The organism is Bacteroidota bacterium (assembly GCA_019637975.1).
GTDB lineage: Bacteria > Bacteroidota > Ignavibacteria > UBA10030 > UBA6906 > CAADGV01.
Map to the genome: position 1 here is coordinate 45,712 of JAHBUR010000015.1, position 12,593 is coordinate 58,304.

General features: G+C 52.0%; 11 protein-coding genes. 5 read left to right on the forward strand and 6 right to left on the reverse strand.

What is annotated here, in order from left to right:
* Nucleotides 1-32: 32 nt before the first annotated feature.
* On the forward strand, nucleotides 33-1,616 hold the full coding sequence (locus KF749_10130; GenBank protein ID MBX2991509.1) for a HAMP domain-containing protein: 1,584 nt from the start codon (nucleotides 33-35) through the stop codon (nucleotides 1,614-1,616).
* Nucleotides 1,609-3,036: a sigma-54-dependent Fis family transcriptional regulator gene (locus tag KF749_10135; GenBank protein MBX2991510.1), complete on the forward strand. Its 1,428-nt coding sequence runs from the start codon at nucleotides 1,609-1,611 to the stop codon at nucleotides 3,034-3,036. The genes KF749_10130 and KF749_10135 overlap by 8 nt, the downstream gene beginning before the upstream one ends.
* A gap of 11 nt (nucleotides 3,037-3,047) precedes the next feature.
* On the opposite strand, the gene KF749_10140 is transcribed toward KF749_10135, so the two are convergent.
* The 5 genes from KF749_10140 to KF749_10160 form a co-directional block, all read right to left on the reverse strand.
* Nucleotides 3,048-3,278 carry a hypothetical protein gene (locus KF749_10140; GenBank protein MBX2991511.1) on the reverse strand — a complete coding sequence of 77 codons (231 nt, stop codon included), beginning with the start codon at nucleotides 3,276-3,278 and terminating at the stop codon, nucleotides 3,048-3,050.
* Nucleotides 3,275-4,282, reverse strand: a complete 1,008-nt coding sequence (locus tag KF749_10145) for a hypothetical protein (GenBank protein MBX2991512.1) — start codon at nucleotides 4,280-4,282, stop codon at nucleotides 3,275-3,277. Before KF749_10145 ends, KF749_10140 begins: the two co-directional genes overlap by 4 nt.
* A gap of 54 nt (nucleotides 4,283-4,336) precedes the next feature.
* A complete protein-coding gene (locus KF749_10150; protein MBX2991513.1) occupies nucleotides 4,337-4,723 on the reverse strand; it encodes a hypothetical protein in 387 nt (128 codons plus the stop codon).
* A 94-nt stretch (nucleotides 4,724-4,817) separates the two neighbouring features.
* On the reverse strand, nucleotides 4,818-5,444 hold the full coding sequence (locus KF749_10155) for a tetratricopeptide repeat protein (GenBank protein MBX2991514.1): 627 nt from the start codon (nucleotides 5,442-5,444) through the stop codon (nucleotides 4,818-4,820).
* 53 nt (nucleotides 5,445-5,497) lie between these two features.
* Nucleotides 5,498-6,370: a Ku protein gene (locus KF749_10160; GenBank protein MBX2991515.1), complete on the reverse strand. Its 873-nt coding sequence runs from the start codon at nucleotides 6,368-6,370 to the stop codon at nucleotides 5,498-5,500.
* Nucleotides 6,371-6,607: 237 nt separating this feature from the next.
* On the opposite strand from KF749_10160, the gene KF749_10165 reads away from it, so the two are divergent.
* From KF749_10165 to KF749_10175, 3 genes are all read left to right on the forward strand, one after another.
* The gene (locus KF749_10165; GenBank protein ID MBX2991516.1) at nucleotides 6,608-7,540 is read left to right on the forward strand and encodes a hypothetical protein; all 933 of its coding nucleotides are present in this window, start codon (nucleotides 6,608-6,610) and stop codon (nucleotides 7,538-7,540) included.
* Between the two features lie 182 nt (nucleotides 7,541-7,722).
* Nucleotides 7,723-9,360: a tetratricopeptide repeat protein gene (locus KF749_10170; protein MBX2991517.1), complete on the forward strand. Its 1,638-nt coding sequence runs from the start codon at nucleotides 7,723-7,725 to the stop codon at nucleotides 9,358-9,360.
* Nucleotides 9,361-9,481: 121 nt separating this feature from the next.
* Nucleotides 9,482-10,945 (forward strand): T9SS type A sorting domain-containing protein, encoded by a 1,464-nt coding sequence (locus tag KF749_10175; protein MBX2991518.1) that lies wholly within the window; start codon nucleotides 9,482-9,484, stop codon nucleotides 10,943-10,945.
* Between the two features lie 76 nt (nucleotides 10,946-11,021).
* Here the strand turns inward: KF749_10175 and KF749_10180 are convergent, their stop codons facing one another.
* A complete protein-coding gene (locus KF749_10180) occupies nucleotides 11,022-12,542 on the reverse strand; it encodes an AbgT family transporter (GenBank protein ID MBX2991519.1) in 1,521 nt (506 codons plus the stop codon).
* Between the last annotated feature and the right edge of the window lie 51 nt (nucleotides 12,543-12,593).

Below are 12,593 nucleotides of genomic sequence, written 5' to 3' on the forward strand. Positions count from 1 at the left end.
TTCGGTACAATAGTTTCATCCCGAAACATCATATGAAGAACATGTTTGCATTCCGGCACTGGTCCGTGTCAAGAAAGATTCTTCTTGGCATACTGCCTCTGTTTCTCGCATTCATCGCGTTAAGCGTTGCCGCAAACAACTACTATCAAGAGCGGCAGGTGATGGAACAGGCACAGATAGCAGCGCATACCTACGCCGAAATTATTCGTGAATCACTTGTCAGCATGATGGTGAACAACCTGGAAGTGGACAAGGATTTTCTCGCACGCGCCACGCTCCTTCAGCCGTTCGACACGCTGCACATAACAGTCAACAACCTGAAACTTCGCCCTGAAGTGCTGGCCGAAAAGGGAATCTCTCATAGCGAGAGCCGGTATCGGACGTTGATACCGCATGATGATGTTGAGATGAACGTATTGAAAACCGGCGAGCCGGTGTTTGTTCGCATGGGAGATCAATTCAGAGGTGTTGTGCCGTTCAACGCCACCGATGTATGTCAGAAATGTCACGCTGTTCCGGTTGGGTACACTTTGGGGGCTGTGGATCTGCACATTTCGTTTTCACAAATTTCCAGTGCGGCAAGAGATAATTGGAGCCGTTCATTTCTTATTTTTGTCGGGTTTACGATAGTGGCAACCGTGCTTGCAAGTTTAATGTTCCGGCGATTCGTGTCACAACCCGTTGACAAACTTGTCAAGGCGACTGCGGAAATCAGCAGCGGCAATCTCGACTACGCGATTGAACACAACAAGACACATTCTGCCGGATCGCGTGATGAGCTTGAATATCTCTCGTCGCAATTTGACGCGATGCGCGAGTCCCTGAAAGAGAAAATCGGTCAGCTTGATGAGGTCAACAAGGATCTTGCCGAGCGTAATGAGCAACTCGAACAGGCGCTCGCTCGTTTAAAAGAGGCGCAGAAGGAACTCCTTAGAAGTGAACGACTTGCAGCAACAGGAAAGATGACAGCGCAATTGTCGCATGAAATCAACAATCCGATTCACAACATCCAGAGCCTGTTGCAATCATCTCTCCGCAAAATTGAAGGACCTGCCCAAGAGCTGGTTGCATTGGCCCTCGAAGAAGTGACCCGGATGTCGAAGTTGACACGGCAAATGCTGGACTTTTATCGCGGTTCAATGCTCGACTTCGAGAAAACCCCTGTCGATCTTCCGGATCTTCTCGACCACCTTCTCAAGGAGAATCGGGAGACTCTGTCGGAATACGGTATTAACACATCGGTTGAGGTTGCCGCGGGGCTCCCGTCTGTTCTCGGATCACGCGACAAGCTGAAGCAGGTATTTCTGAATTTGATTCTGAATGCCCGCGATGCAATGCGGGATGGAGGAACATTGACAATGCGATTGACCGATCACGACAACATCATAACAGTGAGTGTGTCTGATACAGGAAGCGGAATTTTGCCGGAAAACCTCGGACGAATTTTTGATGCTTTCTTCACCACCAAGAAAGAAGTAAGCGGCGTCGGGCTTGGTCTTTCCGTCACCTACGGAATTATCCGGCAGCACGGAGGCACAATTCGTGTCGCCAGTGCGCCCGGCAAAGGCGCAACCTTTACCATAGAACTTCCTGCTGCGAGAACATGTCATGACTAAAGAGCCATCACCGGCGGTACAACGTGAGCGAGTGCTGGTTGTAGATGACGACAAGGCATTTCGCATTGCAACAAAAACCCTGTTGGAAGATGAAGGGTACGGTGTTGTGCTTGCAACAAGCGGAGAAGAGGCGCTCTCCGCGTTACGGGCAAATGAAGTGGACATTATGCTGTCCGATCTCGTGATGACGAAGATGACGGGAATTCAGTTGCTTGAAAAAGTGAAAGCCATCCACCCTCATCTCATGGTCATCATGGTGACCGGGTTCGGCTCCATTTCCACAGCAGTCGAGGCCATGCATCTCGGCGCAACCGACTATCTGACGAAGCCCTGCAACAATACGGAGCTTCTGCTGAAGATCCGCAGGGCTCTTGATGTACAACAGAAGGACCGTGAGTTGCGGCTGCTCCGCGAGCAGCTTCATGCCACGTACAGTTTTGGCAATATGCTGTCGCGCAGCGAGAAAATGAAGAATGTCATGCACAGCATCCGGCAGGTTGCCGACACCGACGTGACCATCCTGATTCAGGGGGAAAGCGGAACAGGAAAAGAACTTGTCGCGCGCGCATTGCATTACAACAGCAACCGGAGCGAGAAGCAGTTCGTGGCGGTCAACTGTTCGGCAATACCCGAGAATCTTCTCGAAAGCGAGCTTTTCGGACATGAAAAGGGGGCGTTCACAGGGGCCCTCAAGCAGAAAGCGGGCAAGTTCGAAGAAGGAAATGGAGGCACACTGTTTCTTGATGAGATCGGCGATCTTGCCCCCTCTGTACAAACGAAGCTACTGCGTGTACTTCAGGAGAAGACCTTCGAGCGAGTCGGCGGAAACACTCCGGTCAAAGTGGATACACGCATCGTTGCTGCGACAAACAGAAATCTGGAAATGATGACGCGTGACGGCGATTTCCGGGAAGATCTGTTTTTCAGGCTGAATGTGTTTCCGATTCATCTCCCGCCGTTGCGCGAACGGCTGGAAGATATTCCGTTGCTCGCGGAACATTTCCTCTCGCGTCATGCCGAGCTTTCGGGTGGGCGAGTGAAATCCATTTCGCCCTTGGTGATTACCGACATGATGAATTATAATTGGCGCGGCAATATTCGTGAACTGGAGAACTTGATGAAACGGGCTATCATTAAAACAACGGGAGAGACGATCATGACAATCGAGCTGCCGACGAATGAACACGCGCCATCCTCCGCGAAAGAACCTGTCGCCGAGGTCGACCTCAACACTCCCTACAAGGACTATATCAGCGCGATTGTAAGGGATGCAGAGGAAAAATACCTGACGCGAATGCTCCGGTTATACAAGGGCAACATCAACCAGATAGCAAAGTTGATGGAGATCGACCGGAAAACCGTCTACCGGAAAATGGCGGAATACTCAATCGATCCGGCCGCGTTCCGCGAAGCGAACTGAGAGCCTCGAGTCTATTGAGCCTTTAATTCTCCAGAAAACCGAATTTCTACCTCGATTCCGTCAATTGATCGGGGGATTTGTCCCCTCATCTTTCCCGGATCGTCCATTACCGAAACAATCAACCCCGCTTTTCCCGAGGAGGTTGTTCCGATGCCTACCGCCGTTACAGATTCCAATGCAAGCCACAGCTTCTCGTGCGCCTGCTTGATTCTTCGTATGCGTTCCAGTTCGTCCGCGCTCACGGCAGCGTCACCTGCAAGAGTTGAAATACGTTTTGAATTCTGTTGATGATGGTCGACGTGTTGCTTCCTGCAAACAACAACCCGACAATCTGGTTCTGATTGTTCAACACGGCAGAGCCGCTGTCGCCGCCCTGACTCATTGCCCCTGCCATCAATTGATCGACAAACGTCGCGACCTTGTTGGATCCGTAGCTTACATTTGCTGTTACATCAATCTGCGTTACGGCCCCGATCGTTAATCCCGTCGTGCGTCCGCTTTTCTTGAGGGCCATTCCGAGTGTTCCATCCGCCACTCCTGCAATCTGCCCGATACCGAGGATAGTGTTGACAACGTCGGCCGGATTGAGCGGCTGGGCAATGGCACAGTCTACGAGATTATCTGCCGCCGGTGCCGTCGGCGCCGCGGCCTGCAGTCGGGTCTTGCTTCCGATTGCTGCTGCGACGCCGTTCAGTGTCGAAGCAACGGCATTGCCGATGGGGCACGGGATTGTTGCTGTTGTGAATTCGATGGGGATGAATTCCGTCAGCGTGGCGATCGTATCCGAAGCTTGCTGGCCGCCGTCATACGGACCCGGTTGCAGAATTGCATCGCCCGGAGACGCATCGTTGCTGTTTGCCAGAACGTGATTGTTTGAGAGAATGTAGTTTGTGTTGTTCTTCCGTACGAGACATCCGAGTGTTCCGGCTGTAATGAGATAGTGCCCGATACTGACGCCGCCTGGTGCGGGCCTGTGTCTTCCGGTGGGACTTTGTTGCGCGTACAAAATTCCCGACGCGTACACATCCGTCGGAATGCCCTGAATGCTTTCGGGGATGATTTCAGCGGGGGAGAGGCTTCCTTTCGATTTCTTTACTTCTACCGAGCAGATCAGTGAGAGGTGCTCCGTCTTTTTTCCCGCTACTGTCTTGTAGCCGACTCCTATTGCCACAACATTGGGCTTGCGAAACAATTCACGACGAACGTCGCGCAAAACTCGTCTGCATTCTTCCAATTGTGCTGCCATACCTGCCTCCTTGCAAAGTGTGGATGGTTGAATTGTTGAGAGTAAAGAACAGTGTTACTGCACGACAACTGATCTTTCGAAAAAAGAGTCTTCTCCTCTATTGAACCTGAACGTGTATGTTCCCCGCTCGCCGACAACAACAGATGTATCCGCTTTGAATGAGCCAAGCACTTGAACGCACGGCCGTCCGTCGTACCGGGCAAAGACTGTAGTATTGATCTGTTTGTCGTGTTGTATGAACTCGAATCGCTCGAATTCCCAGCAAGGCGTGGGCGTGCCGCATGATGCCTCCAACGTTATTGGAGAGCCAAGCCTGACGGTATCGGGAATAAGCACGGAAAGAATACTGGCTGGGGAAACAGAAACAGAGTCAGGTGGCTTGTCGCTGCAGCGGCCGAAAAGGATGAACGTCGGAATGATCAGTGCGTGAAGGGATTTCATGGCACTCTCACGCGCACAGGATTTGTAAAGAATACAATAGCATAACACTCTCCTCTTCTTCCCCCAACATCAACGGACCGTAGCCCGGTTCACATCAGCGTTGAACGTTCATCACGCGTTGCAGATTTTCCAAGAGATCGTCGGCTTTGTTGCCTTCCTCTTTCGACGCCAACGATTTGTACTTGCCCAGCGAGTTGAGAGCGGAAACAACATCGTTGTTCATCGCATGAACCAGCCCGAGATTGAAATATGTGCCTGCATGATCCGGCACGACTTCGGCGGCCAGTTCATAGTGCATTCTTGCAAGGCGTAAATCGCCCGCTTCGAAGTACAGATTTCCCAGATTGTAATGGGATTCGAAATGCCGCGGGTCGAGTTCAAGCGACTTCGTGAAGCAATCAAATGCTTGTGCTGTCATGCCCCGTTTTGACATGATAATGCCGACATTGCAATACGCATCGGCAACATCATCGCCCTCCTCGATGGCGCGCAGATAGGCCTCCTCGGCGCGTGCATCGTCGCGTTCATCCAGGAGCAACGCTTCCTCGAAAGGCCCGATGTTTGTCGGCAGCTTCAGGAGTTGGGCTGCCGCGGGCGAAAACAGATTCAATTGTCCCTTGTTCGGAAATCGGGTCTTCTTACGCTTTCGGACACGCTCGAAACCGAATTTGTCGGGTTGCTTCGGTATGAAGTCGAGAATTTTTCCCACTATTCTACCCAATCAACGTCCTTACGTTGGTTCACATGCATTCGAGCCCGCAGCACGGACATCCATCATGCGGCTTTCACTTTCTTTGCCTTTGCGTGTTTTCCGTTTGCGGAGGCCTTTGCCGCGACTTTCTTCTTCTCGCCCTTTGCTTTTTCCATCGGCTTGCGCTGCGTTTTTGCCTGCTCGATACTTTGCTTCAACGCCGTCATGATGTCAACAATCGGCTTCTCTTCCTCCTCGACGGTCACAATCTGCTTGCCCTCGATTTTGGCTTCGATCATCTCACGCAATGCGTCGTTGTACTTGTCGGTCAGATCGAGCTTGTTAAGCGATGTCTTCATGGATTCAACAAGATTTTTTGCAAGCTCCAACTGTTTTTTATCAACACCTTTGCTGTCGAGTTGTGGCACCTCGCCGATCTTGCGGACTTCCTTCGGTGAGCGGAGCTTGTAGAGGCATATGCCGTTTTCCTGCGGCGCAATCATCACAACATCTTCACGGTCACGCAACACCACTTTGCCGATTCCCATCTTGCCCGTTTCTTTCAACGTTGCCGCAAGAAGGGCATACGCCTTTACGGCAACCGGGCTGTCAGGGCCGGCATAGTACGGTGCTTCGTAGAGTGTCGGGTGAACCTCCTTCGCGTCAATAAAACCTTCGATCTCGATAATCTTTGTACTTTTCAGCTTCAGCTTGTCGAGATCATCCTTTTCAACAATCACAAACCTGTCGGGTTCATACGGGTATCCTTTCACGATATCCTCGGAGGTGACGACTTTGCTGCATTTCTTGCATTTCTTGTCGTACCCGATCGGTCCGTGGTCTTCCTTATGAAGTTGATTGAAGCGGATTGTCTGATCCGTATCCACTGCATTGTAAATGCGAACGGGAATTGTGACAAGCGAGAAGCGAATATGGCCCTTCCAGATTGCTCTCATGTATACCTCCGAAACTTGTGAAAGAACAGCAAACGTGCCGAAATCAAAAAGTGCCCGAAATATGTACAGCAAAATATACGGCAGCCGGATGCCAAGTGCAAACATCGAAAGGCCGCCTGAGGGGTTCGTGTCGGCCTCCGCCTGCTCCTCCTACATCAAAATGTAGGGGCCGGATGTCCGCTTCTTTCGTAACACGCTGAAAACAAATCTTTCCAACATCAATTCACCGGAGGTTCTATGCAGTGCAGGTCGTTGTTGTTTGCAGCTCTTTTTGCTGTTCCTGCCTTTGCCTACAGTCAAACAATGGTCAAGGTCAATCTCCTTGACCTCTACGGTCAGGTTCCATCGCCCCCTAAATCCGTTCAAGAGGCCTACTCCCGCGCCAAATGTACAGTGAACGGCGATAACTATTTTTGTGATACCAAAGAGTTCTACAGGCGGATCAATGAAAAGATCAACAAGATCGGAGAACAAGTCGAAAGAACGAATGTTGCCCTGACTGTTCCCGGAACACCCGCGATGGCAAGCGTCGATCCGCAAGTGATGGAACGGAAGATGGCATCCATGAGTCAGGCCGAGAAAGTGCAATATGCAATGGCCGTGATGCAGCAGATGAACCTCGGACCGAAGGCTCTCGCTCCTGAATCCGATGAAGTACAGAAAGCTGTAGAGGAATACAGCCGCCTTGCAGGCGACACGCAGGGCTTTGCAGAACGAGTTGCGAGGAAAGGTCAGATTGATGTTGACCGCGACCGCAAACACCGTGAAGTCAATGCCTGGGCTGAAGCCGAAATAGGGAAATTGCCGTACGTCGATTTCTCCGAAGCCGGCCGATTCAAGGATCAGAGGAAAGTCCATGCCATTCACGTGAAGGCAATGGAAAAGCACATTGCCGTCGAGAACGAGTATCTGGATGTGTTTCGAAAGTATTGGAATGATGTTCTGCTTGCTTACACAGCACGCTATACAACACTGCAACAAAACCTCGCGGCAATCAATTACGGAGAGGATGCAAAGAACATTGAAACGAAACGTCATCTGATCGGGGCAATGCAGTTAATGATGGGGCCGGCGTCGGAATTGCTCGTTCTTTCCGGGGATGCAACAAATACGGCCCTGAATTGGTGGACACAGAAACTGAAGCTTGACTACCAGAGTCGATCCTATTAGTAATTGGTTGGAAGGATATCAACTATCAGGAAGCCCCGGGCAAGAAACTCGGGGCTTCCTTCTATAGTGGCTTGACAAAGCACTGAATCTCTTCTTATATTTTTTCATATCCTTCTTCAATCTCTCTATTCGTTGCAAAAGCAGCAGAAATTCTTTCCTCACACCGTACATCAGGAGGTTGCATGCCCAAGTCAACTGCCGCCATTGTGTTTCTTTCTTTCACGCTCGCAGCATGCGGGCCGCCCGAACCCCGCCTCATTCCGTTGTTTGAGAATCTCTCACACTATAACCGCAACGTGACGACAAAAAACGAGGAAGCGCAGAAATACTTCGATCAGGGTTTCACGCTGTATTACGGCTTCAATCATGAGGCGGCGATCCTTTCGTTCCGGCAGGCATCGATATTGGACTCGCTGTGCGCAATGACGTGGTGGGGTCAAGCAATCTCGGCAGGCCCGAATATTAACAATCCGGCAATGGACAGTAGCGCTGCGCTTGCTGCGTGGGAGGCCTTGCAGAAAGCAAAGGGCGTTGCGGTGTATGCCTCGCCGGTTGAGCAGGATCTGATCTTCGCTCTCGCGGCACGCTACACATGGCCCCCTCCGGATGATCGGAGACCACTCGATATTGAGTATGCGAATGCAATGCGTCGTGTGTGGGAGAACTATCCGGACGACCCGGATGTCGGCGCGTTGTTCGCCGACGCCATGATGAATCTTCGTCCGTGGGATTTATGGACTCCGGCGGGTACGCCACAACCCGGCACGCCTGAAATTGTTGCTACGCTTGAGCGTGTGCTTGAACTGCAGCCGAATCATCCCGGTGCATGCCATTTCTACATTCACACAATGGAGGCTTCACCGACTCCCGGGAAAGCCCTTCCGGCGGCAGACTCGCTCCGGCATCGCGTGCCGGGAGCGGGGCATCTTGTTCATATGCCGTCGCATATTGATATCCGTGTCGGTCACTACGATGAGGCGGTGAAGGCGAACCAGCGCGCAATCATTGCGGATACCGCGTGGATTCAACGCGGCGGATTTTACACATTCTACCGGGCGCATAATTTTCATTTTCTTGCCTATGCGGCGATGTTCGAGGGAAGAAAAGAACTGGCCATGAAGGCTGCGCGTGATATGGTCGAGCAAATCCCTCTTGAAGTGGTGCGCGAATATGCCGACTACCTCGACGGATTTATAGCGGTTCCGACTCATGTGATGGTACGCTTCGGAATGTGGGAGGAAATTCTGAGCGAACCGAAACCGCCGGACGATCTTATCGCGACAACGGCCTTCTGGCACTATGGCCGCACGGTGGCTTTCGCCGCCTCGGGTCGCGTTCCGGAAGCCACGGCCGAGTTGGATGCGTTTAAGAAAGTCGCAGCCGCAGTACCGGAAAGTCGGTTGAACGGCAACAATCCTGTCAGAACAATCCTGCAAGTCGGACTTCGGATGGCGGAAGGCGAACTCGAGTATCGCCGGAAGAACTATCCCAAGGCATTTACCCTGTTACGGCAAGCCGTACAGTTCGATGATTCACTCCGGTATGATGAACCCTGGGGGTGGATGATGCCCGTGCGCCATTCGCTGGGCGCTTTGTTGCTTGAGCAGGGTCGCATCAAAGAGGCGGAGGAAGTCTATCGCAGGGATTTGGAACGGCATCCGAACAATGGCTGGGCATTGAAGGGGCTTGCATCATGTCTGCACCGAAGCGGCAAACATGAAGAGGCGGCCGCGATCGATGAGAAGTTCAAAGCCGCCTGGGCACGGTCGGATATTCCGTTGAAGACGTCGTGCTTCTGCAGTCCGGGAGATGCCCTTTGATTACCTACCCGAAGCCCCGCTTCGGGTTTTTTTGATTTTTCTTGAACGGTAGACCTTGAGCTTCATGCGATTGAGCGCTACATTGAATACGAAGACACGTTCAAATCGCAAGAGGTCAATAATGATTTGTAAGATACAGACATACACATTTCTATTCTTTCTCATTCCCTGTGTCGCGAATGCCTGGCAATTGAGTTTCCCGCAGGATACGATTGCCTACAACGACAAGTTCAACAACAGGCAAGGTATTGCATTTGATTCGGAAGGCACTATCCATGTTGTGTATTCCGGACAAATCGGAACGAACTCCGCAACCCGTGAAATCTACTACGTTACCGACAGCGCCAATACTCTTGTTACGAAGCATGTTACAGCGAACCTTGTCGACGATAACTATCCAACGATTACGCTTGACAAGTACGATAACGTACATGTCGGGTATCTCGGGCGGGATGCGGGGACCCTGTTTCAGGTGCAATACAGCCGATTGGATGGAGATACATTCACAACTCCGGTGTTCATCACATCTGCCGGCTTGAACAAAGCCACGCCGATGTGTGCAATCGGACCCGACAGCGTTCTGCATTTCGTGTATCACACTTTTCCCCAGTCGGGGACTCAGCACGCCTATTACCGGCGGTATGATTTGCGCGATCTCTCCCTTTCTCCGGAACAGTTGCTTTTTGAAGCGAGTATTACGGGCGACTTTGATTCCGGAATTGCAGTGGATACCGCAGGCTTCGTGCACATCGTGACAAAAACAGGCTCTGCCTTCGGCGGGCCTTTGAAGTACTATACGAACAGAACCGGTACGTTGGTCGAAACCCCGACCGGCGTTGCAGTCGATGTTGACTATCCCCGGATCCTTGTCAGCAAGGACAACGTTGTTCACATTCTCTACAGAAATTCACCGACAGAAGTTCTGCAGGTTGTCAATAATGCCTCGGGAAGTTTCGGATCGCCCGTTCCGGTCTCGGCTCCCGGCCAGCGTCCTGCCGGATACCACAATTTTGCTTCGGATGATGAAGGGAGGATTTTCGTGGTGTATCAATCGAGTGTAGCAGCATCCGGGCGCGGGTGGTATCTCGTTCATGGGAAGAACGGAGCCTTTTCAGATACGCTTCAGGTGGCCGACTTGCCGCCGGGGTACGTTACACGAAACACTTCGGCAATTGCCGCACGGGGAAACGGTGAGATTGCGGTTACGTATTCTCCCGGTGCAGTCCGGAATTCCGTGGTAGTCTGTGACATTTTCATGAAGCGGGGAACAATTCAAACGACAATTGTCCGGGAAGAAGGCGGGCAACCCGTCTCATTTGCCCTTCATCAGAACTATCCCAACCCGTTTAATCCGACTACAACCATCAAATTCTCACTTCCCTCATCTGGAAGCATGTTGCACGGAACGTCCCTGCGGGTGTACGATGTACTCGGTCGCGAGGTCACGACGCTGGTGAACGAGAATCTGCAGGCAGGAAATTACGAGGTTACGTTCGATGCGGCGGGGTTGGCAAGCGGCGTGTACATCTATCGCTTGCAGGCCGGTGAATTTTCGACTTCCGCAAGAATGATCCTGATGCGCTGACATTTTTCGATGTGACAGAATGCAGAAAGTCCCGACTGGAAAGGCCGGGACTTCTCTTCTGCAATCTCCATTTACGCTACCTATTCAAATACAGGCGAGCATCCGGTCCGAGGGGGAGGTCAAGCAGAATCCATCCGATGAACAGGATCGACCAGATAATCAGGAACACCACGGAATAGGGCAACATTGTTGAGATGACAGTGCCGATGCCCGAGTTCTTCTCATACTTTTCGACAAATGCAACGATCAGCGCAAAGTATGACATCATGGGGGAGATGATGTTGGTGACGCTATCGCCAACCCTGTAAGCGCCCTGCACTAATTCGGGCGAATAGCCGAGCAGCATGAGCATCGGTATGAACACAGGCGCCATCACTGCCCACTTTGCCGAAGCGCTTCCGATGAACAGGTTGATTGTTGCTGAGAGCAGAATAAAAGCAAGCAGCAAGGGGATGTCTCCCAAACCCGAGTTCTTCAGAAACGCGGCTCCTTCGATAGCGACGATGAGTCCGAGATTTGTTTCCCGGAAGAACGCAACAAACTGTGAAGCGAAGAACACCAGCACAATGTACACGCCCATCGCCTCCATCGCCTTTCCCATTCCCTTCATAACATCGGAATCGCTTTTATATGTGCGGGCGCCGATGCCGTAGGCAATGCCTCCGATGGCGGCGCCGAGGAAGATGAACGCAACAATCCCATCCATAAAAGGCGAATGCAGTATTTCCCACGTCTTCGGATTGCGCAGATATCCCGTTTCAGGGATGACGCCGCCGAGGAGGAATGCCGCGAACAGTGATGCTCCGACGATTGCATATCGTAGCCCGCGTTTTTCCTCTTTGGTCAGAGAAGTTAATGCCTGCGGCTTGGCGTCGCCTTTGTATTCGCCGAGCCGCGGGATAACGATGCGTTCGGTCACCCACGTTCCGGCGGTTGCAATGAAGAAGGTCGAGACGAACATGAAGTAGTAGTTTGCGGCCGCATTGACCTTGTATCCCGGCATGATGATGCTTGCTGCTTCCTGCGAAAGGCCGGCAAGCAACGGATCAATTGTTCCGAGCAGCAGGTTCGCGCTGTATCCGCCTGAAACTCCGGCAAACGCCGCTGCCATTCCTGCAATCGGATGTCTGCCTACGGCGAGAAAAATGATCGCCCCCAGAGGAACGAGCAACACGTATCCGACTTCACTTGCGGTGTTGGAGAGAACCCCGGAAAACACCAGCACAAACGTCAGCAGTTTTCGCGGAGCGGAGATGACGAGCAACCGAAGCACGGTGCCGATGAGTCCGCTGCTTTCGGCAATGCCGATACCCAACATCGCCACCAACACCGTCCCCAACGGGGCAAAGCCTGTGAAGTTCGTCACCATTTTCGTCACTATGCGATGCAGTCCGTCGGCAGAAAGCAGGTTGACGGGATGGACTGTTTCGCCCGTTCCCGGATGCACGACAGCGAGATCAAACATCGAAGCAATTCCGGAAACGACCACTACCAGTCCCGCGAAAATTGCAAACAGCGTTGCGGGATGAGGCAACGCGTTTCCCACCCGTTCAATCAGTCCGAGAACCCGGTTCAGGATGTTCTTCTTCTCTGCCATACGTGTATGTTTCCTTTCAGGGATAAAGAAAAGGATGGTATACCGAAACAG